The organism is Paracoccus tegillarcae, assembly GCF_002847305.1.
In the GTDB taxonomy this organism is placed as follows: Bacteria; Pseudomonadota; Alphaproteobacteria; order Rhodobacterales; family Rhodobacteraceae; genus Paracoccus; species Paracoccus tegillarcae.
The window spans coordinates 22,996-44,624 of the sequence record NZ_CP025408.1 but is presented as its reverse complement, the minus strand read 5'-3'; the positions used below and the strand labels follow the sequence as shown (position 1 = coordinate 44,624).

Sequence of the window (21,629 nt, the reverse complement as noted above, 5' to 3'; positions counted from 1 at the left end):
TGACCGCGCAGGCCATGACCGAGAATCTTGAGCGGATCGAACTGCTGCAACAACGCCTTGTCAGGGCGTTGGCGGGCCGCGATGCGCCCAATCCCGCCGTCGAGATGCCCGGACCGGACCTTTACATGACCACGGCCGGCGCCTGGATGAAAACACTTGCCGAGCGACCCACCCGGATCATCGAACAGCAGGTGAATTTCTGGGGCGAGACGCTCAAGCAATATGCCCGTGCGCAGACCGCCCTGGTGCGTGGCTCGGCGCCTGAGGACGAAGAGGACGGCCCCAAGGACAAGCGCTTCAGCAACCCGCTATGGCGCAGTCATCCCTTTTTCAGCTACGTGCGCCGGCAATACGAGATAAATTCCCAGGCCATGTCTGCGGCAACCGCCGATTTGGACCTGACGGACGAGACTGCGCGTCACCGGCTGAACTGGCTGACGTCGCAGATCATCGACATGATGGCACCGACGAATTTCCTGGCGACCAATCCGGATGCGCTGGAAAAGGCGCTGCAGACCGAGGGCGAGAGCCTGGTCAAGGGGCTCGAGAACCTCGTGCGCGACGTCGAATTGAACGGCGGTGAGATGCTGGTGACACTGGCCGACCGCGACGCCTTTACCGTGGGCGAGAATATCGGCACGTCGGAAGGGACAGTCGTTCACCGCACGCCGTTGTACGAGATGATCCAGTACAAGCCAACGACGGATCAGGTCCACGAGATGCCGCTGATCATCTTTCCGCCCTGGATCAACAAGTTCTATATCCTCGATCTGAAGCCGCAAAACAGCATGATCAGCTGGCTGGTCGAGCAGGGCTACACGCTGTTCGTCGTGTCCTGGAAGAACCCCGACATCAATTACGCCGATGTCGGCATGGACCACTATGTCGCCGCCTATCTTGACGCGATCGAGACCGTCCTGACGCTGACCGAACAGGAAAAGGTGAACGCGGTTGGGTACTGCATCGCCGGGACAACGCTGTCACTGACGCTGGCCCTGATGGCGCAAAAGGGCGACACCCGCATCAACAGCGCGACGTTCTTTACCACGCTGACAGATTTCTCGGATCAGGGAGAGTTCACGACATTTCTGCAGGATGATTTCGTCGACGGGATCGAGGCCGAAGTCCAGCGCGACGGTATTCTGAAATCGCAGGTCATGTCGCGCACCATGAGCTTTCTGCGTGCCAATGACCTCGTCTGGGGTCCGGCCATCCGCAGCTATATGATGGGCGAGACGCCGCCCGCGTTTGATCTGCTTTACTGGAATGGCGACAGCACCAACCTGCCGGCAAGGATGACGATCGAATATCTGCGGGGCCTTTGCCAGAAGAACGCCTTTGCCACCGACGGGTTCGAAGTGCTGGGGCAAAAGGTGCAGCTGTCCGATATCTCGCTGCCGCTCTGCTCGATTGCCTGCGAGACCGACCATATCGCACCCTGGAAGGATTGCTGGCGCGGCGTGTCGCTGATGGGCAGCGAGGACAAAAGGTTCATCCTGTCCGAATCGGGTCATATCGCCGGCATCGTCAATCCGCCCTCCAAGAAGAAATACGGCCACTACAGCGGTGGCAGCGATTTCGAGAACGGATTTCAGGCGTGGAAGGACAGCGCCGGCTTTACGCAGGGCAGCTGGTGGCCGCTTTGGGATGGTTGGCTGTCCGAAAGATCGGGTGAAAAGACCGCGGCGCGTGATCCCGGGCAGGGGTATGGGCCCGCACCTGGGATCTATGTTCATGAGCGCGGCGGAAAAAATACCGAAGATTGATCAATGGCTTAGCCTGAAATCCCGCGATTAGTCTGAAATTTTTCTGCATTGCAGCAAAAATTCCTTGAAATGCCGCAGTGCAGCATGCATATTGGCTGCACGAACGAATTAACGCTGCGGTTGCGTGGGATGACCCTTTTTTACCGTAGCACCGTAAAGGAGATATGACATGGCTAAGACCCCCGACTACACCAAAGCTTTCCAGGACATGTTTGCGAACTTCCCGGTTGACACTTCGTCCATCCAGGATGCGTTCAAATCGCAAACCGCTCTGAACGAGAAACTGTCGAAAGTGGCTCTGGAAGCTGCCGAGCGTTCGACCGACATCTCGGCTCGCTGGACCAAAGACAGCATTGCTCGCGTTGGTGAACTGGCTGCTTCCAAGCAAGAGCCCACCGACTACGCCAAAGCAATGTCCGACTTCGCATCGGCATCGGCCGAGCTGGCCGCAGAGCACATCGCTGCTTTCGCTGAAGTTGCCAAGAAAGTCCAAATGGACACCGTCGACCTGATGCTGTCGGCTGGCAAAGACGTTGCTGCAGACGCTCAGAAAGCCGCTGAAAAAGCGACCAAAGACGCGCAGGCTGCCGTCAAGAAAGCAACCACGGCTGCCAGCAAGTAATCGCTGACAGAAGCGGAAGTTTCGGGAAAAGGGGTGCATCACGCGCCCCTTTTTCTTTGCGCCGCCCGAACAGCGGAGCTCATCGACGAGCCTCATCTGCCCCCGTCGGCCAATCAACCGCGATGCGGACGAGGCGGAAGATCGTCAGGCATTCCGCAAAAGGCAGCTTACATATTTTATCGTAGAAAAGAATTTACTGCACCGAGCGGATCACACGGGCTCAGCTATCCTGCCTGTCGCCGGCTGTTTGTTCATCCGGATGATACTTGATCAAAAGCTCCAGCAACCGGGTGATCGCCTGCTCGTAGCTCTTGCTGTCAGCGCCCCCGTCGGCTGCGAGGACGGCGCGTTCGAACATCGCGGATAGCAGGTCAGCCATTGCCACGGCGTCATTGTCTTTCGCACGCGGCCCTAGAGCCTCAGCGATCCCTCGCCGCAATTCCAACCCGCCTGTCCTAAGATCGATCTGTCGCATGGTTTCAGGACCAAGGACGGCTGGCCCGTCGAGCAGCATGAGGCGCACACGCCCCGGTCGGCGCATGACCTCAAAATAGACCTTCGCACCTGCCTGAAGGTTTGCAAGGGGGGTGCCGCCGTCGCTGGATTCCACAGCCACCTCTGCCGCGATCTGCGCAGCTTCGGCCTCGATAACGGCTTCGAAGATCGCCTCTTTGTTTGCGAAGTGATGGTAGAGCGCGCCGCGGGTGACGGCGGCGCGCTTGACCAGATCGGGCGTCGCGGTCGCGGCATAGCCGGCCGCGCCAAAAAGTTCGCGGGCGGCACCAAGCAAGGCACGACGCGTGCCTTCGCGACGATCTGCGTTTGAAAACTTTTCTTGCATACATGCAGCCTGTATGTATATTGACATATACATACACTGTGTATGTAAACTGATCCGAGAGCAAGCCCTGGAAAGGGAAGGGCGCCAGCATGAAACGACCGCATACACATTCAGCGCTTACGTCGTGGGGCCGCCTCGTCGATGCGACGGCGGCGTTTTCACAATCACACCAGCATTGTCGCAATCTGCGTCTGAGCCGTTAGCGACGCACACCGTAAAGGAGCACTCGATGCCGATTTATGACCTTTACCCTCTGATCACCACAGCCCGGCTTTTCGAAGCGCGGGATTTCTACGTTCGCCACTTTGACTTTGACGTGCAATTCGAGGCGGGCTGGTTCGTCTATCTAGCGGCGCCCGGAGAGGATGGCACACGCGGCGCAACGCTTGCGTTCATGCATCCCGACCACCCCTCGAATCCGCCAGGCCCCGAGTCCTTCGACGGGCGGGGGATGATCTTGACAGTTCAGGTGCCTGACTCGGCGGCTATGTTCGATCGCCTCGCAGGGGATGGTGCCCTAATCGTTCACCCGCTGACTGACGAGCCATGGGGCCAGCGCCGTTTCATGATGCGCGATCCGGCCGGTGTCCTCATCGACGTGGTTCAGCAGACCGAACCGGAGGCCGGTTACTGGGACCGCTTTCCCGTACCTCAACAGTAAAATGCGGTTTCATTCCCGTCGCAGCGCGACACGCTGAGGCCATCGTCCGCGCGCGATCGGGGATCGGCCAATTGAGGCGCGCTTCGCCGCTTTTCCGCGAATGTTACAATCCACTACTTGAGGGGGTTGATTGTTCACTGCGCTTGTTGTGATCGAACGCAGCAAGAAGCGAAGCGCTTTCCCACTCATGCCTCTGCTGGTCATGAGGATGGGCTCCAGGAAGCGCATAGGCAATTGCGTCGCCCCAAATGCCATTCAGTCGGTTAATCTGCAGGATGTGCGCGTCGGGACTTATCCGTTTGACTTTCGTACTATTGCCGCGCCGCAGCGCAAAATCGACCTGCTAGTGCACGGTCTCCGTGCTGTGACTGCGGGACAACGCAGCGTGCAGCATGGCTTTTTCTTTTGCCTTTTGGCGCTGCTGCGCCCATCATGCTGCAAATGCAACAACGCGGGGTGCGCGAGAATATGGCCGCTACCGAAACGCCGCTGCTGATAAAGCGTTATGCAAGTCGGCGGCTCTATAACACCGAGACCAGCGATTACGTGACGCTGGAAGATATTGCCCTGTTCATCCGTGAGGGGCGCGAGGTCAAGATCATCGATCTGAAATCAGGCGATGACCTGACCCGCCAATATTTGCTGCAGATCATCGCCGAGCACGAAAGCAGGGGCGAAAATGTCCTGCCCATCGACGTACTGACGGATCTTGTCCGCAGCTACACGACGCAGGCACAATCGGTTGTCCCGCAGTTCCTGGCCGCCAGCTTCGAGATGCTGCGCGATGGTCAGTCGAAGCTGATGGAAAATATGACAACGATACCGACGCCCATGACCTCGATGCCGGGCTTCGATGCGCTGCAACGCCAGCAGCAGTTGTTCCTGAAGGCGATGATGGGCGGCTGGCGCGGCGCCAATTCCGGGCCAGAGCCGGACGATAGCGATCGCCAGAAACAAGATCAGACGACGCCACCAGACCCTGTGGCAACAAAGGGCGAGGCCAAGCCCGCGCCCGAGGCACCGCCGACGGGCGATGCGGAAGACATGACCGAAATACGTCGTCAGCTGAGCGAATTGCAGCAACGCATTTCCAAGCTTTGATCCGACCCTTGCGCGCATGAACGCCTCGCGCTACACCGCCCGACGGAGAGGTGGCCGAGTGGTCGAAGGCGCACGCCTGGAAAGTGTGTAGGCGGGGAACCGTCTCGAGGGTTCGAATCCCTTCCTCTCCGCCATTATCCCCACTGCGAACCAGTGACACCGACCCGATGGGCACGGAATTTTCCGTGTTATCAAAGGGGTTTGCGGGAACCGTCCGAACCTCATAGACGCGCCGTCTGGCCAAAGCTGGGCTCAGAATGCCCCTCAGTCTCAGTTTGGGCGAACCTCGTCCGTTCCGGTTCGGTCCCGTTTTTCTTATATTTGTCAATGGCCTGTCGTTGATCCCCGCCAAAACCCAAATTCGCGTTCCGAACGATATCGATGGCAAGATAGACAGGACGCGCGGTAGGCGCGTTGCTCGGGATGCCAGCGTAAGGCGGCGCGTTTCTGGCGATGGTTCGCATACCCTTTTCCTACCCAAAGGAAGACCTCAGTCGAACTGACACATCTGCCCACTTTGCCGCCTCCAATGCGATTTGCGGATTCCGTATAATAAGTCACCCGGGGGACAGCACGAAAAGGATCGATGGTGGGGCTTTGGGCTGGAATCGGAACCCCCTCGCCACCAGGTGGTGCCTCAACAAAATGATCGCCGTAGCTGTGTATGGACGTGGTGAACCCGCGACTCATGAAGTAGCCTGAAAGGGAGTTACGACGGGAGCTTACGCTGAATGGAAGATAATTCTGTCTCCTTGGATTGGGAGTGCGTTCGAGCCTCTCTCGAGTCATTTTCCGAAGCCGCATTCACTTCAACTCGGCGCAGCTATACATTTCGGATGGTAAGCCAAGCTCAAGCTGTCCCTGTGGCAAATAGCATGGCAGACTGGTTTGGCTCCGGGAAACATGGCGTTCCATCGGGACACTCGAATGGCGCAATCCGTGCCTCGATCTATAATCAATCTCTTTACGCACAGCAGATAAATGGATTCGTTCATGTATCTCGGTTGGCTTGCTACGAGCATGCGAAAGGAGCGATATCATCAATTGACGAGGGCTCGGCCATCGTTTCGCTTTCGCTGCTTCGGGGGTTGATTGAGAGGGCATCGCTGGCGGAGACCGTTAGGTCTAAACTTTCTGGGCCATGGCGAGAGAAAGCGAAAGAAAGGGGATTTCATGAAGTGTTCTATGAGACCAGCATCGCAGAACTCATTGGGAAAAGCCTGTACGGAACACGAATGGATTGGCAAAAGCTGGCAGGTTCGGACTTTACGACTGCCAAGGCCCGAGAGCTTAGTTATGAGCCAAAAGAAAAATTCATGGACGTTTCCGCAAATCAAATACTGAACCATGTTGATAAATTGGGAAAGCGGGTTCCGGGAAGCCGTGTTGCGTATGATGTTCTATGTGAATTCTTACACCCAAACGTTGGTGACCTTTTCGCGACTACAAAGCATGCAGCTTCGCGCACGGACGCTTGGGGCACACGTCATTTGACGCGAGAGATTTCACTTGGAAGGCACGAATTTTCTGGAGCGAAAGACCTGGTGGACTGCCTATCAAAGGCTCTAGATATTGTGCGATCTATAACAGATCAACTTCCAAAAATTCTTTCAGACCTTGATGCGTTTAGTAATGAAGTTAGCGCCCTAAACAGGAAATCCATGCATCGCGTTAGAAAGAGGCAAGCACATTTGTTCAACAGGAATGACCTTTGTCCCTGTTTGTCTGGGCTTACAGTGAATAATTGCAAGTAGTATTGGATAGTCAACTTTATTTCGGCATTCGCGATTTCGCGGGCCAAGCTGAATTGCACCAGCTCGTAAATACTGTCTGGCTGACCAAGGGCTTCCATGGGCATCTGATGTCTGGAACAGCTCTGACCAGTTGAGTTTGTCAGCACTAACGGTAACGCCCCAAATGGCAAAGCGGCGAATTTTGACCTCGGTTGCGGGATTTCTCCTAGTTCAGTTGTAGGAGGCCACTAACGGCTTTCGATCTCCACGCTTGGTTGGCAATTTGTCAATCAAAAACACTCTCCGGCTGCTCTACCCACGGTAGCTCCGCCACGCCGCAGATGTCGAAGATCGACGGCACCGTTGGCTCGCGCCTCAGGACTGGACCTGTCGCGGTTTGGTGCCGCTCCTTTGACCACGTAATGTGCAGCAAAGGAGATGAACCATGGGCACAGTCAGGACGGATGAATTTCGCAAGGATGCAGTGCGGATTGCGCTGACCAGCGGGCTTTCGCGGCGTCAAGTTGCGGATGATCTTGGGGTCGGCTTGTCGACCCTCAATAAGTGGGTGAACGCACACCGGGACACGGACGTAGTCTCAGCCGAGGATCGCGAGTTGGCGCGTGAGAACGAACGGCTTCGGCGCGAGAACCGTATCCTCAAGGAGGAGAGGGACATCCTAAAAAAAGCCACCCAGTTCTTCGCGGGCCAAAAGCCGTGAGGTTCAGGTTCATCGAAGAACAGCGCGGGGCCTTCCCGATCGACCGGCTTTGCCAGGTGATGAATGTCAGCCCGCGTGGATTACGGGCCTTCCGCAGCCTCCCAGCCAGCCACAGGCAGCGCATGGACATGGTCGTTCTGGCGCATATCAAGGAACAGTCGCGTCTGAGCTTGGGCAGCTATGGTCGGCCGAGGATGACAGAGGAGCTGAAAGAGGTTGGTGTCGATGTCGGGCATCGACGCGTCGGTCGCCTGATGCGCGAAAACAGGATCATCGTTGAAAGAACGCGTAAGTTCAAAGCCACGACCGACAGCGCCCATACGTTCAACATCGCCCCGAACCTGCTGGATCGCGACTTTAGTGCAGCCGGGCCCAACCAGAAATGGGCGGGCGACATCAGCTACATCTGGACCCGCGAGGGCTGGCTATATCTGGCAGTCATCCTGGACCTGCACTCCCGCCGCGTGATCGGCTGGGCTGTCAGCAACCGGATGAAGCGCGATCTGGCGATCCGGGCCTTGAAGATGGCGATTGCCTTCAGGTCGCCACCCAAAGGCTGCATCTTCCACAGCGACAGGGGCAGCCAATACTGTTCGCATGACTACCAGAAGATCCTGCGCCAGCATGGCTTCAAAGTCTCGATGAGCGGCAAAGGTAATTGTTATGACAATGCGGCCGTCGAGACATTCTTCAAAACCATCAAGGCCGAGCTGATCTGGCGGCGGTCATGGGTAACCCGGCGGCACGCTGAGATGGCGATCTTCGAATACATCAATGGGTTCTACAATCCGCGTCGACGGCACTCAGCACTGGGCTGGAAAAGCCCGGTCGCTTTTGAACGGAAGGTGGCTTAAACGAGCACTCGGAGCGGCACAAATACGTGACAGGTGCACACCAGCTGTCCATCGGTCAGCAGTGCAAACTGCTCTCGATCGCGCGCTCGTCCTATTACTACGAGCCCAAGGGAGAAACCGAACAGAACCTCGGCCTGATGCGGCAGATCGACGAGCAATTCCTTGAGACCCCGTTCTTCGGCGTCCGGCAGATGACCTGGCACCTGCGCAATGAGGGGCATCTCGTGAACGAGAAGCGGATACGCCGGCTAATGCGCCTCATGGGCTTGATGCCGATCTACCAGAAGCCCAATACCAGCAGGCCGGCGAAAGGGCACAAGACCTATCCCTACCTGCTGAAAGGGCTGCGTGTGGAACGCCCGAACCAGGTCTGGTGCTCGGATATCACCTACCTGCCCATGCGGCGCGGCTTCCTATACCTCGTCGCAATCATGGACTGGCACACTCGAAAGGTCTTGGCCTGGCGTATCTCGAACACGCTGGAGGCCGACTTCTGTGTCGAGGCGCTGAACGAGGCCATCCACAAATTTGGCCCGCCCGAGATAATGAATACTGATCAAGGATCTCAGTTCACGTCCTTCGCTTGGACGGATCGGCTCCGCCGGTCGGGCGTGCGGATCTCGATGGATGGGAAAGGCCGTTTCCTGGACAACATCTTCATCGAGAGGCTGTGGCGCACCCTGAAATACGAGTGCGTCTACCTGCATGCCTGGGATACAGGATCAGAGACCAAGGCGGCCATCCGGAAATGGATGACCTTCTACAACCACCAGCGCCCGCACTCGGCCCTCGGCGGCAAGCCTCCGGCGCTGGTCTACTGGAAGAGAAATGATATCAACCAACCCGATCAGCAGGTGCAACGAGTAGCTTAATCTACGCCAGATCCTGTCCAAGAGATGGGGAGTAGCTCAATCCTCGACCGGTACTTCGCCGCGATCGGTCAGGATCAGCGTACCCGTGCCAACGCAAACGAGCGGAATGTCGTAGATATCAGCGTTGAATTCGGTACGGCTGCAGACGAAGGCGGCGCTATCGATGAGACCAACAGACGTTAGGGTAACGCTCGCGACCGCCGAAATATCCGTCCATTGATCGGCTATATATGCTCTTGGCCTGATGAAAATATCGCCATTGTTCATTTGCAGCAAGACGCCGCTTTTCGTGACAGTGGTGACGCCGCCGTTGCCGTCAGGCACCTCAATTCTGAACTCTGCGGTCAAATACGTTCGGATTTGGGTATCTGCAGCGACATCCGTTATCAGATTCGTTTAGGGCATCGTCGAGGGTGGGGGTGGTAGGTCGTGTGATAGGGGTTTTGGATTGCCTCGCCGGTGATCTATTTTGCCAATCGCCAGAGGAGGTGTGGTTACTGTGAACTCTGATCGATGGTAAACCTCACCGACCCGACGGTGATGCCGCTTTGTAAAAGCCCTTGGTTTCGGGGTGCGGGCCAGCCTAGCATGAGCACCTGACCCGAACAGTCCGGGCGCGATACATGGCGATGGGGATGCCAATGACCGACGATGTCGTAGTTTCGATCTTTGATCAGCGTCGCTGTTTGCTGGGCGAGGGGCCATTGTGGCATCCCGCGCGGCAGCAGCCCTTTTGGTTCGATATTCACGGCCGGAAACTGATGACCCGCGACGCGACCGGCCAGCGTGATTGGCAATTCGATGAGTTCGTCTCGGCCGCCGGATGGATCGACCATGACCGATTGCTGGTCGCATCCCAGACAGCGCTGACGGTGTTTGACCTGGCTGATGGCAGCAACGGCCAAAGCTGGCCGCTCGAGGCGCAGAACATCGCGACTCGCGCGAATGACGGAAGGGCTGATCCGATGGGTGGCTTCTGGATCGGAACCATGGCGATTGACAAGCCGAGGGGGCAGCGCGGATCGATTTATCGTTTCCACAAGGGTGAGATCCGTAAGCTCTACGACAAGATCGGTGTATCGAACGCGATCTGTTTTGCCCCTGACGGACGCCTTGCCTATTATTCAGATACCGATGTGGCGATCATCATGTGTCAGGATCTGGACGGCGAGGGCTGGCCAAAGGGTGAGCCAAGGGTCTTTGCTGATCTCAAGGCCGAGGGGCTGCGCCCGGACGGCGCGGTGGTTGATGCCGAGGGCAACATGTGGAACGCGCAATTCGGTGCATCGCGGGTGGTCTGCTATGGCCCCGATGGTGCAGAGCGGTGCGTGATCAATGTGCCGGCCCGAAACACGACATGCCCGGCCTTTATCGGCGCTGATCTGGACCGGATGATGGTGACCAGTGCGGGCGAGGGTCTAAATGGCGAGTCTGACGGGATGACATTCGTTGTCGATGGGTTGGACGTCAGGGGGCAGGCCGAGCATCAGGTGCTGCTGGACTGACCGGGATCTGCGGTGTGGCGTGGATCAGGCAATGCGGCACCGTGTTGGCCGAGGGCGGTCGCACATGACTTGGCCGCAAATCTCGCAGGTTGTTTCGGCGTACGTTTGTGACGACCGTTTGCAGAATAAAAAAAAGCCGGGCACGAGGCCCGGCCTAAGTCCAACAGGGAGGTTGAAGGCCAGCAGCAATGCTGCCTCTTGCCTTCACAGCCAGATTTATGGGCAGCTTGCTCATTCTGCAAGTTTTTTCATGCTGCATACGCAGCATACCCGCCATGCAGTTGCTGAATAGCTACACGCAAAAGTTGTAGAAGGGCGAGTTTCAACAGGATTTCTGCGACAAAGGTCTTCGGTTTCTGGGTCGCGCGGGCTGATCGGCCGCGATCAGTCCCCCCCTGATTCGCTTTGCCATTTGCGATAGGACTGGATTTCCTCAAGCACGAAGTCACGAAAGGCCATGACCCGACGCGACTGGCGCAATTCCTCGGGGAAGGCCAGGAAAACCGGGACATCACCGGATTCGATCTCGGGCATCACCCGGACAAGCCCCTCAAAATCGGCCACGAGATAATCGGGCAGCACGCCGATGCCCAGATTGGCCAGCACGCCCTGAAGCACGCCGAAATAGTTGTTGACCATCAAGGTGGAGCCGAGGCTTTGCGCCAACAGCATCTGTGTCAGCACGGCGCCCGAGCTGACCTGCGGTGTCGAGGGGCTTTGGCAGATCAGCCGGTGGTTGCCGAGTTCTTCTATACTGGGCGGTGTGCCGTTTTCGGCCAGGTACTGCTCCGAGGCGTAAAGCCGCATCCGGATGTTAAGCAACCGGCGACGGATCAGGTCCGACTGACTGGGCTCTTTCATGCGGATGGCCACGTCTGCCTCGCGCATGGGCAGGTCCAGAACGCGCTCTTCCAGCAGCAGCTCGATCTTGAGATCCGGGTATTTCTCGTAAAGCTTGGGCAGCCGCGGGACCAGCCATAGCGTGCCAAAGCCCACGGGGGTGGTGACCTTCAACTCGCCAAACACATCCTCTTCGCTGTCACGGATGCGGGCGGCGGCGGCGTCCAGCTTGCGCCCCATCGAGGACGTTGCCTCGAACAGAAGCTCACCCTGCTCGGTCAGAATCAGTCCCCGTGCATGGCGGTGAAACAGGGTCACGCCAAGTGATTCTTCCAGCGCCCTAATCTGCCGGCTGACCGCCGATTGCGACAGATGCAGCACATCGCCAGCATGAGTCAGGCTGCCTGCGTCAGCGACGGCGTGAAATATTCTTAGCTTGTCCCAGTCCATAGCGATCACAATCCTGCGTGGTTAACCCGTGAAAATTAACAACTTTGAAAATTCGCCCCTCATTCTCACAATAGCTGTGAGTTGTGAAGTTTTTCCTTCATCGGTCAGCAATTCTGACCTATAATGCCGCAACTTTCATCAAGCCGTTGGGGAGACCGCCAGATGAGCAAGCAAGAATTTTCACTATCCGATCGCTTTGATTTGGAAAAGCGTCATGTGCTGCTGAATGGCACGCAGGCATTGGTGCGTTTGATGCTGATGCAGCACGCGCGCGACAAGGCCGCAGGCTTGAACACAGCGGGTCTGGTGACGGGTTACCGCGGCAGTCCGCTTGGCGCCGTCGATTTGCAGATGATGCGTGAAGGCAAGCGACTGTCCGAGGCAAATGTCTCCTTCCAGCCGGGTTTGAACGAGGATCTGGCCGCCACCGCGATCTGGGGCAGCCAACAGGCCGAATTGCGCGGCGAGGGCAAATATGACGGCGTGTTCGCGCTGTGGTACGGCAAAGGGCCGGGCGTCGACCGCACCGGCGACGTGATGCGCCATGCCAATATGGCCGGATCGTCGCAACATGGCGGCGTTGTCATGGCCATGGGCGATGATCATACCGGCGAAAGCTCGACCGTGTTGCATCAGTCGGACTGGGCGATGATCGACGCCTATATCCCGGTCCTGTCGCCCGCGGGCGTGCAGGAGATCATGGATTACGGCCTTTACGGTTATGCGCTGTCGCGCTTTGCCGGCGTCTGGACTGGCCTCAAGACCATGAAGGACACGGTCGAGGCCACGGCGGTCGTCGATGGCGACCCGCACCGGCTGCAATTTGTCACTCCGACCGATTTCGTGATCCCCGAGGGCGGGCTGAACATTCGCCTTGGCGACACGCCCGTGGTGCAAGAGGCGCGGATGATCGATTACAAGCGGTGGGCAGCCGAGGCCTTTAGCCGCGCAAACCGCATTGACCGTAAGATCTGGGGCAAGCCCGGTGCCAAGATCGGCTTTGTCGCGGCGGGCAAGAACTGGCTGGATCTGGTTCACGCGTTGTCACTGCTGGGCATCGACGAGGCCGAGGCGGACCGGCTTGGCATCACCACCTACAAGGTCGGGCAGACCTGGCCGCTGGATATGAAATCCATGCAGGAATGGTCCGAGGATCTGGACGTGATCGTCTGCGTCGAGGAAAAGCGCAAGCTGATCGAAGTGCAGTTGAAAGAGGCGATCTTCGACAATCGCCACGGTCGCCGCGTGCTGGGCTGGAAGCATGACCGCACGCATGAAGAGCTGTTCCCGACCCGCTATGCGCTGGACCCGGTGATGATCGCGCAAAAGATCGGCGGTATCCTGGTCGAGGAAGGTCGCGGCACTGACGGCATCAAGGCCGGCATGGACCGCCTGACCGAGGTGCGCCGCAACGATAACGCGCCCGAGATCGCCAACCGCACGCCGTGGTTCTGTTCGGGTTGTCCGCATAACAGTTCGACCAAACTGCCCGAGGGCAGCCGCGCCTATGCCGGGATCGGCTGTCACTACATGGTGCAATGGATGGGCCGCGATACCGAGGGCTTTACCCATATGGGCGGCGAGGGCGCGAACTGGATCGGCGAGGCGCCGTTTTCCAAGCGCGGCCATATGTTCCAGAACCTTGGCGATGGCACCTATAACCATTCGGGCAATCTGGCGATCCGCGCCGCTTTGGCCGCGGGCACCAACATCACCTACAAGGTGCTTTATAACGACGCTGTTGCCATGACCGGCGGCCAGCCCAACGAAGGCGGCCTGACCGCGCCGCAGATCGCACGCGAATTGGTGGCGATGGGCGTCGATCCGCTGGTCGTGGTCTATGACGAGAAAGAGGATGTGGAGCGCAAGCAGTTCCCGTCCGGCCTGCGCTTTGAGGAACGGGCCCAGATGATGGCCGTTCAGCGCGATCTGGAAAAGGAAAACGGTGTCAGCGCCATCCTTTATATCCAGACCTGTGCCGCCGAAAAGCGCCGCCGTCGCAAGCGCGGCACCTTCCCCGATCCCGATCGCCGTGTCTGGATCAATCCCGAGGTGTGCGAAGGGTGCGGCGATTGCGGGGTGCAGTCGAACTGCGTCTCGATTGTGCCCGAAGACACCGAACTGGGCCGCAAGCGCAAGATCGACCAGTCGTCCTGCAACAAGGATTATTCCTGCGTCAAAGGCTTCTGCCCCAGCTTTGTCTCGGTCCGCGGCGGCACGCTGAAAAAGCCCGAGGCCACGCAATTCGATCTGCCCGATCTGCCCGAACCCACACTGCCCGCCATTGATGGCACGCATAATGTGGTGATCACCGGCGTCGGCGGGACCGGCGTTGTGACCATCGGCGCCGTGCTGGCGCAGGCCGCCCAGATCGACGGCAAGGGCGCCGGCATGATGGAAATGGCCGGTCTGGCCCAGAAAGGCGGGGCAGTGCATATCCACCTGCGTCTGGCCAACCAGCCCGAAGATATCAGTGCCATTCGCGTGGCAACCGGCGAGGCAGACTGTGTGATCGGCGGTGATCTGGTGGTGACGGCAGGGGCCAAGACCATCGGCCTGATGACCACCGGGCGCAGCGGTGCCGTCGTCAATGATCACGAGATCATCACCGGCGATTTCACCCGCTTCCGCGATTTTCAGGTGCCCTCGGATCGGCTGAAGCTGTCGTTGGAGGCACGGCTCAAGGACAATCTGGCCTTTTTCGACGCCAATAACCTGGCGCTGCGTTTGCTGGGCGATTCGATCTATTCCAACATGCTGGTGCTGGGTGGTGCATGGCAGCAGGGTCTGTTGCCCTTGGCCGAAGAGTCGATCCTCGAGGCGATCCGCTTGAACGGCGCCAAGGTCGCGGAAAACCAGCGTGCCTTCCAGATCGGGCGTTGGGCGGTGGCCTTTTCCGAGCAGGCGGCTGAAATGGCGCATCTGCCCAATGAACAGCCAGATCATGTCGAGGATCCGATTGCCTATCGCGAGGCGCGGCTGGTCGATTATCAGGGCAAGGGACTGGTGAAAAAGTTCCGCAAACTGGTTGATAGTGCGCCCGAAGAACTGCGGGAACCCGTTGCGAGCGGCTATTACAAGCTGTTGGCCTATAAGGATGAATACGAGGTCGCGCGGTTGCACCTGACCACGGCCGATCAAGTTGCGGCGCAGTGGGATGGTGATGTGAAGCTGTCCTTCCATCTGGCCCCGCCGATGCTGCCGGGCAAGGATGCCGAAGGCCGACCGCTCAAGCGCGAGTTCGGTCCCTGGGTTCTGACCGCGTTCAAGGCATTGGCGGCGATGAAGGGGCTGCGTGGCACACCGTTCGATGTGTTCGGCTATTTCCCCGAACGCCGCCGCGAACGCGCGATGATTCGCGACTACCGGGCCACTATGGAAGAGGTCATCGCCAAGGTGACGCCGGCGACCATGCCCATTGCCGTTGAACTGGCCGAACTGCCTCTGTCGATCCGCGGCTACGGTCTGGTCAAGGACAAGGCCGCAGACGAGGCCGAGGCGCGCCGGGCCGAATTGCTGGAACAGTTCCGCAGTGGCGGGGCACCGGTGCTGCAAGCGGCCGAGTGACGCATTGGCCAAAGGCCCCATTCCCAAACTCTGCGCCGGGGCTTAGAAGGTCCCGGCGTGGTGATTGGAGGCGGGCATGGCGGTTGGAGTATTCGATTCGGGGCTTGGCGGGCTGACAGTGCACAAGGGCATTGCCAATCGTTTGCCCGATCTGCCGCTGGTCTATTACGGCGACAATGCCAATACGCCTTATGGCGTGCGCGATGCGCAGGATATCTTTGAGCTGACCTGCCAGGGGGTCGAGCGGCTGTGGGATGAGGGCTGTGATCTGGTCATCCTGGCCTGCAACACCGCCGCCGCCGTTGCCCTGAAGCGCATGCAGGAAACCTGGCTGCCCAAGGACAAGCGCGTGCTTGGGGTGTTTGTGCCGATGATCGAGGCGTTGACCGAAAGGCAATGGGGTGACAATTCACCGCCGCGCGAAGTGGCGGTCAAGCATGTCGCCCTGTTTGCCACGCCCGCAACCGTCGCCAGCCGCGCCTTTCAGCGTGAACTGGCCTTTCGAGCCGTGGGCGTCGATGTCGAGGCGCAGCCTTGCGGCGGTGTTGTCGATGCGATCGAGCAGGGTGACGAGATTCTGGCCGAGGCGCTGGTCACCAGCCATGTCGAGGCCCTGCTGCGCCGAATGCCGCATCCAGAGGCGGCGATTCTGGGCTGTACGCATTATCCGTTGGTGGAAGAGACCTTTCAGCGTGCGCTTGGCGAGAATGTGACCGTCTATTCCCAAGCCGGACTGGTCGCCGACAGTTTGACGGACTATCTTGAGCGTCACCCGGATATGCAGGGCGATGGAACTGCCAGCAAGTTTCTGACAACCGGCGATCCGGTCCGAGTATCGGGAAAGGCGACGCAATTCCTGCGCCATTCGATTCAGTTTGAAAAAACTTGAGGTATCGTCGTGTCTGGTATGAAATCATTAAAAAAACGGCGGCGCGTTCAGGTCATCATGGCGGCCTTTGTGGCGTTGGTGGTGGCGGTTGTCTTGATCGGCTACGGTTTTCGCGATGGCATCAACCTCTATCGTTCGCCCAGTCAGTTGGCCGAAGTGGCGCCAGGGCCGGACGAGTATTTTCAGTTGGGCGGCCTGGTCAAAGACGGGTCGATCACGAATTTGGACGGGGTAGCCTTCGACTTTGTCGTGACGGACGGCGTGGCCGAGATCCCGGTGCGCTATGTCGGCGGCGACCCGCGTCCCGATCTGTTCACCGAAGGTCAGGGCACCATCGCCAAGGGGTATTTCCGCAATGGGCAGTTCGAGGCGGATAATCTGCTGGCCAAGCATGACGAGACCTATATGCCGAAAGAGGTCGTCGACACGCTGAAGGAAGCCGGCGTTTATCAGGACCCGAATTCCTGATCCTTGCGTCCCGCGACAGCCGGGGGACTTTGCGTCCCCCGGACCCCCTGCAGGATATTTTCATGAAGAAGAATGTGGGGTTTGCGGCAACGCTCGCTTGGTTAATCGGAGGTTAACCGCGGAGGCGCAGCCTTGGATCATTCGCTGGTTGGGCGGTTGGTGCAAGGGGGATTGCGATGAAGAGTGTCGAAGAGATCGCGCGCGATATCGTGGCGCGTGAGGGCGGTTTCGTGAACGATCCGGATGATCCGGGCGGGGCCACGAACTACGGCGTCACGATTGGCACGATGCGTCGCCTGGGCAAGGATCTGAACCGGGATGGCCGCGTGGATACGGCCGATGTCAAGGCGCTGACGCGGGCGCAGGCCACCGGGATTTTCATTGACCATTACTTTGCAGGCCCGCGTCTGGCGGAGCTGCCCGAGGCGGTGCAGGCCAGCGTTTTCGATATGTATGTGAATGCGGGTACGAATGCCGTGAAGATCCTGCAGCGCATGGTCAGCCGGATGGGGTTTGCCGCCAGCGATGATGGGGTGGTCGGTCCCCAGACCATCGAGGCCGTCCATGCGGCGGCCGAGGCTGCGCCGGGGCATCTGGCGGATGCTTATGGGATTGCGCGCAGGAACTATTACTACGCGTTGGCCGATCAGCGCCCGGCCAGTCGGAAATATGCGCGGCGGCGTGATGGCGGCAAGGGTGGCTGGATCGCACGCGCCGAAGAGTTCATTGCCGAGAAATACCATCTGAGTTCCGCGCAACATCGTGAGAGGACCGCCAAATGGGCATGATTGACCGCTTTCTTGGCGCCGGGGCGACGGTCACTGCTGTCGGGCATGCCGCGACCGGTATGGCCGAGGTATTCACCCAGAACGTCACCCGGCGGATGGAGTTGGACGAAGAGGCTTATGCCCGCGCCATGGTCCAGATGGGGCAGGAGTTCGAGATTGCCCGCGCCGGCTGGTTCGACAGCTTTATCAACGGGTTGAACCGGCTGCCTCGGCCGGTGCTGACGATGGGAGTGCTGGGTCTTTTCCTCTACGCCATGGTCGAGCCTTTGGGTTTTTCTGTGCGGATGCAGGGCCTGTCGCTGGTGCCCGAGCCGCTGTGGTGGTTGCTGGGCGCCATCGTCAGCTTTTATTTTGGCGCGCGTGAGGCACATTATTTCCGCAATCGTGACGGCATCCCGACCTGGCGTGAGCAGCCGCCTGTGACGGATGCCGCGGCGCAGGGCGTCTTGCAGGCTCATGTCCGGCCCGACGACAATTTTGCCGATAATGCGGCGCTGCGGGACTGGGCTGTGACCTTGGTCTAGGCGTATTCACACCGAATACTGATGAGATGCGTCAAAAGGGGGGACTGTTCCCCCCTTTTTCGCGTGCTAGACTGGGCCTCTGAACGTAGGAGAACCCATGATTGCCGAGATTGGCCATTTCGCCCTGATCCTTGCTTTTGCGGTCTCGCTTTATCAGATGGTCATTCCGATGATCGGCGCGGCGCGGGGCCTTCCCGCCTGGATGGACAGTGCGCGACCGGCTGCGCTGGCGCAGTTCGGGCTGACCGGGATTTCCTTTGCGGCGCTGACGGTTGCCTTCGTCACCTCGGATTTCTCGCTGAAGCTGGTCTATGAGAACAGTCACACCGACAAGCCGATGCTCTATAAAGTGACGGGCGTCTGGGGGAACCACGAAGGTTCCATGCTGCTATGGGTGCTGATTCTGGCGTTGTTTGGCGCGGCGGCGGCGGCGTTTTCGGGCAATCTGCCGCCCAGCCTGCGGGCGCGGGTGCTGGGGGTGCAGGCGTCGATTGGCGCGGCCTTCTATGCGTTCATCATCTTTACATCGAACCCGTTTCTTCGGCTGGCCAATCCGCCCTTTAACGGGCGCGACCTGAACCCGCTGCTGCAAGATCCGGGCTTGGCCTTTCATCCGCCGTTCCTTTACCTCGGCTATGTCGGCCTGAGCATGTCGTTCAGTTTTGCCGTGGCCGCCCTGATCGAGGGGCGCGTAGATGCGGCATGGGCGCGTTGGGTCAGGCCGTGGACGCTGGCGGCCTGGATGTTTCTGACCGTGGGCATCGCATTGGGGTCCTGGTGGGCGTATTACGAATTGGGCTGGGGCGGCTTTTGGTTCTGGGACCCGGTCGAGAATGCCAGCTTCATGCCCTGGCTTTTGGCAGCAGCCCTGCTGCATTCGGCCATCGTCGTGGAAAAGCGCGAGGCGTTGAAAAGCTGGACCATCCTGCTGGCGATCATGGCCTTTGGCTTTTCACTCATCGGGACGTTTATCGTGCGTTCGGGGGTCATCACCTCGGTCCACAGTTTCGCCAACGATCCCGAACGCGGGGTCTTTATCCTCGCCATCCTTGCGGTTTTCGTCGGCGCCGCGCTGACACTTTATGCCGCGCGCGCAGGGGCGATGACGGCCAAGGGGGTGTTTTCGCCTGTCTCGCGAGAGGGGGCGTTGGTGCTGAACAATATCCTTTTGGCGGTGGCGGCGTTTGTGGTGTTCATCGGCACGATCTGGCCGCTGGTGGCCGAGTTTTTCTGGGATCGGAAACTGTCGGTCGGTGCGCCGTTCTTTAACCAGGCCTTCACGCCTTTCATGATCGTGCTTGCGGTGGTCCTGCCCGTTGGCGCGATCATGCCGTGGAAGCGTGGCGATATCGCCCGTGCGATCCGGCCCTTGCGCGGCGCGCTGGTGCTGACCGGTGCTGTGATGCTGCTTATCTGGGCCGTCTCGACGGGCCATTCGGCCATCGCGGTCATCGGCGCCGGTCTGGGCGTCTGGCTGGTCCTGGGCGCTGCGTCCGAGTTGATCCACCGCACCGGACGTTCCGGCCTGTCGCGTCTGGTTCGGCTGCCGCGTGCAGACTGGGGCAAGGCGGTGGCGCATAGCGGGTTGGGGATCACCTTTATCGGTGTGGCCCTGCTGACCGCCTGGCAGGTCGAGGACATCCGCGTCGCCCAGATCGATGAGGCCTATGATGTCGGCGGCTACAGTCTGACGCTGCGCTCGGTCGATGAGGTGCAGGGGCCGAACTATCTGTCGACCATGGCCGCGATTGATGTGTCCAAGGATGGCGAGCCGGTGGCGACGCTGCACCCGGAAAAACGGATCTATCCGGTTCAGGCCATGCCCACGACCGAGGCGGCGATCGACAATGGCGTTTTCCGCGACATCTATCTGGTGATTGGCGATCGGCAGGCAGACGGGGGATGGGCGGTGAGGTCCTATATCAAACCCTTCGCCAACTGGATCTGGCTCGGATGCATCATGATGGCCATCGGCGGGCTGATCAGCCTGTCGGATCGGCGCTACCGGGTGGCTGCCGGCGCGCGCAAGGCGCCCGCCAACGCTGTACCCGCCGAATGAGGCGCGTATTTGCGATCCTGTTTGTGCTGCTGATGCCAGTGTTGGCACTGGCGGTGCAGCCCGATGAGGTGCTGGACGATCCGGCGCTGGAAACGCGTGCGCGAGAGATCTCGCAAAAACTGCGTTGTCCGGTCTGCCAGGGCGAGAATATCGACGAATCCAATGCGGCGATCAGCCGTGACCTGCGGCTCTATGTTCGCGAACGGCTGGTCGCAGGCGACGATAACGGGCAAGTCATTCAGGCGGTCACGGACCGGTTCGGCGAGTTCGTCCTGTTCGAGCCGCCGGCACGCGGGGTCAATCTGCTGCTGTGGCTTGCGGGGCCGGCGATGGCGTTCATCGCGCTGCTGATCGGCTGGTCTTTCCTGCGCAGCCGCCAGCGCGCGGAAACAGAGACATCAGCGCCGCTAAGTGATGAAGAACGCGCCCGGCTGGACCGGATCATGCGCGACTAACCGTCGGTTGACGTGCGGTCCGGGGTTTTCTTGGCGCCGAAAACCGGCAAGATGCCGACAGATAGCGAGGGCAGCACCATGAGCTTCGAGACCATCCAGTTTTCCATCCGTGACGGCATCGCGACCATCATCCTGAACCGGCCCGATCTGATGAATGCGTTGAACACCCGCATGCGGGCCGAGATCACGCAGGCTCTGACGGGGCTGGGCGACGATGTTCGTTGCGTTGTTCTGACGGGCTCGGGCCGGGCCTTTTGTTCCGGGCAGGACCTTACCGATACCAACTCGGTCACCGATATCGAAGGCACCCTGCGCGATGAATACGAGCCGATGCTGCGAGCGATCGTCGATTGCCCGGTGCCGGTGATCGCGGCGGTAAACGGCACCGCTGCGGGTGCGGGTGCCAATCTGGCGCTGTGCTGTGATGTGGTGATCGCCGCCGAAAGCGCCAGCTTCATTGAGGCCTTTACCCGTATCGGGTTGATCCCGGATGCGGGCGGTACATGGTTTATCCCGCGTCTGGTCGGCCATGCCCGTGCGATGGGGATGATGTTGATGGCCGATGCGATTCCCGCGCAGAAGGCGGCTGATTGGGGGCTGATCTGGCAGGCGCTGCCCGATGATCAGTTCGCTAAGGGCGTGGTCGAGACCGCGCGCAAGCTGGCCGATGGCCCGACCAGTGCCTATCGGGCGGTCCGCAAACTGGTTGCCGAATCGATGGACAACGATCTGGACGATCAGTTGAAGCTGGAGGCCAAGCTACAAGGCCAGGCAGGCCGCAGTTCAGATTTCAGCGAGGGTGTTCAGGCGTTTCTGCAAAAGCGTCCGGCGAAATTCACCGGCCGGTAGGGTTCGAAGCCCGGGCCGGGCGATACACACGGCACAGGCGTAGGTCGTGGCTGCGCGGTAAACT

At 59.4% G+C, this 21,629-nt stretch carries 18 protein-coding genes, 1 tRNA gene and 1 pseudogene; 17 read left to right on the top strand and 3 right to left on the bottom strand.

The genetic code is table 11. The features are described from left to right. Positions 1-14 precede the first annotated feature (14 nt). Positions 15-1,766, top strand: a complete 1,752-nt coding sequence (locus CUV01_RS00245) for a PHA/PHB synthase family protein (protein ID WP_232962358.1) — start codon at positions 15-17, stop codon at positions 1,764-1,766. A 169-nt stretch (positions 1,767-1,935) separates the two neighbouring features. Continuing rightward, positions 1,936-2,388, top strand: a complete 453-nt coding sequence (locus tag CUV01_RS00240; protein ID WP_101458716.1) for a phasin family protein — start codon at positions 1,936-1,938, stop codon at positions 2,386-2,388. Positions 2,389-2,608: 220 nt separating this feature from the next. On the opposite strand, the gene CUV01_RS00235 is transcribed toward CUV01_RS00240, so the two are convergent. Next, positions 2,609-3,229 carry a TetR/AcrR family transcriptional regulator gene (locus CUV01_RS00235; RefSeq protein ID WP_101458715.1) on the bottom strand — a complete coding sequence of 207 codons (621 nt, stop codon included), beginning with the start codon at positions 3,227-3,229 and terminating at the stop codon, positions 2,609-2,611. 229 nt (positions 3,230-3,458) lie between these two features. Between CUV01_RS00235 and CUV01_RS00230 the strand changes: the two genes are divergently transcribed. The 6 genes and pseudogenes from CUV01_RS00230 to CUV01_RS00205 form a co-directional block, all read left to right on the top strand. Continuing rightward, a complete protein-coding gene (locus tag CUV01_RS00230) occupies positions 3,459-3,890 on the top strand; it encodes a VOC family protein (protein ID WP_101461745.1) in 432 nt (143 codons plus the stop codon). Positions 3,891-4,358: 468 nt separating this feature from the next. Beyond that, entirely contained in the window at positions 4,359-4,991 is a 633-nt protein-coding gene (gene phaR, locus CUV01_RS00225; protein WP_101461744.1) for a polyhydroxyalkanoate synthesis repressor PhaR, read from the top strand. 44 nt (positions 4,992-5,035) lie between these two features. Continuing rightward, a tRNA-Ser gene (locus tag CUV01_RS00220) sits at positions 5,036-5,125 on the top strand. Positions 5,126-5,866: 741 nt separating this feature from the next. After that, positions 5,867-6,745, top strand: coding sequence for a hypothetical protein (locus tag CUV01_RS19560; protein ID WP_157994738.1), 879 nt, complete (start codon positions 5,867-5,869; stop codon positions 6,743-6,745). A gap of 424 nt (positions 6,746-7,169) precedes the next feature. Further along, a protein-coding gene (locus CUV01_RS00210; RefSeq protein WP_101458713.1) for an IS3 family transposase occupies positions 7,170-8,299 on the top strand; the annotation gives its coding sequence in 2 pieces (ribosomal slippage) (positions 7,170-7,404 and positions 7,404-8,299; 1,131 coding nt in all). A 32-nt stretch (positions 8,300-8,331) separates the two neighbouring features. Next, a pseudogene (locus tag CUV01_RS00205) lies at positions 8,332-9,171 on the top strand (IS3 family transposase); the annotation flags it as partial. A gap of 36 nt (positions 9,172-9,207) precedes the next feature. On the opposite strand, the gene CUV01_RS00200 reads toward CUV01_RS00205, so the two are convergent. Further along, the gene (locus CUV01_RS00200; RefSeq protein WP_157994737.1) at positions 9,208-9,495 is read right to left on the bottom strand and encodes a hypothetical protein; all 288 of its coding nucleotides are present in this window, start codon (positions 9,493-9,495) and stop codon (positions 9,208-9,210) included. 317 nt (positions 9,496-9,812) lie between these two features. On the opposite strand from CUV01_RS00200, the gene CUV01_RS00195 reads away from it, so the two are divergent. Beyond that, positions 9,813-10,676, top strand: coding sequence for an SMP-30/gluconolactonase/LRE family protein (locus tag CUV01_RS00195; protein WP_101461743.1), 864 nt, complete (start codon positions 9,813-9,815; stop codon positions 10,674-10,676). Between the two features lie 384 nt (positions 10,677-11,060). On the opposite strand, the gene CUV01_RS00190 is transcribed toward CUV01_RS00195, so the two are convergent. Beyond that, on the bottom strand, positions 11,061-11,966 hold the full coding sequence (locus CUV01_RS00190; RefSeq protein WP_101458710.1) for a LysR family transcriptional regulator: 906 nt from the start codon (positions 11,964-11,966) through the stop codon (positions 11,061-11,063). Positions 11,967-12,128: 162 nt separating this feature from the next. On the opposite strand from CUV01_RS00190, the gene CUV01_RS00185 reads away from it, so the two are divergent. From CUV01_RS00185 to CUV01_RS00150, 8 genes are all read left to right on the top strand, one after another. Further along, positions 12,129-15,533, top strand: coding sequence for an indolepyruvate ferredoxin oxidoreductase family protein (locus CUV01_RS00185; protein ID WP_101458709.1), 3,405 nt, complete (start codon positions 12,129-12,131; stop codon positions 15,531-15,533). Between the two features lie 76 nt (positions 15,534-15,609). Beyond that, a complete protein-coding gene (gene murI, locus CUV01_RS00180; RefSeq protein WP_101458708.1) occupies positions 15,610-16,422 on the top strand; it encodes a glutamate racemase in 813 nt (270 codons plus the stop codon). Between the two features lie 18 nt (positions 16,423-16,440). Further along, a complete protein-coding gene (gene ccmE / locus CUV01_RS00175; RefSeq protein WP_101458707.1) occupies positions 16,441-16,890 on the top strand; it encodes a cytochrome c maturation protein CcmE in 450 nt (149 codons plus the stop codon). A 176-nt stretch (positions 16,891-17,066) separates the two neighbouring features. Beyond that, positions 17,067-17,678: a holin-associated N-acetylmuramidase gene (locus tag CUV01_RS00170; protein ID WP_101458706.1), complete on the top strand. Its 612-nt coding sequence runs from the start codon at positions 17,067-17,069 to the stop codon at positions 17,676-17,678. Then, positions 17,669-18,202 carry a holin family protein gene (locus CUV01_RS00165; protein ID WP_101458705.1) on the top strand — a complete coding sequence of 178 codons (534 nt, stop codon included), beginning with the start codon at positions 17,669-17,671 and terminating at the stop codon, positions 18,200-18,202. The genes CUV01_RS00170 and CUV01_RS00165 overlap by 10 nt, the downstream gene beginning before the upstream one ends. 97 nt (positions 18,203-18,299) lie before the next feature. Further along, entirely contained in the window at positions 18,300-20,261 is a 1,962-nt protein-coding gene (locus CUV01_RS00160) for a heme lyase CcmF/NrfE family subunit (RefSeq protein WP_101458704.1), read from the top strand. Then, entirely contained in the window at positions 20,258-20,716 is a 459-nt protein-coding gene (locus CUV01_RS00155) for a cytochrome c-type biogenesis protein (RefSeq protein ID WP_101458703.1), read from the top strand. The genes CUV01_RS00160 and CUV01_RS00155 overlap by 4 nt, the downstream gene beginning before the upstream one ends. 78 nt (positions 20,717-20,794) lie before the next feature. Beyond that, positions 20,795-21,565, top strand: a complete 771-nt coding sequence (locus tag CUV01_RS00150) for an enoyl-CoA hydratase-related protein (RefSeq protein WP_101461742.1) — start codon at positions 20,795-20,797, stop codon at positions 21,563-21,565. Positions 21,566-21,629: the final 64 nt, after the last annotated feature.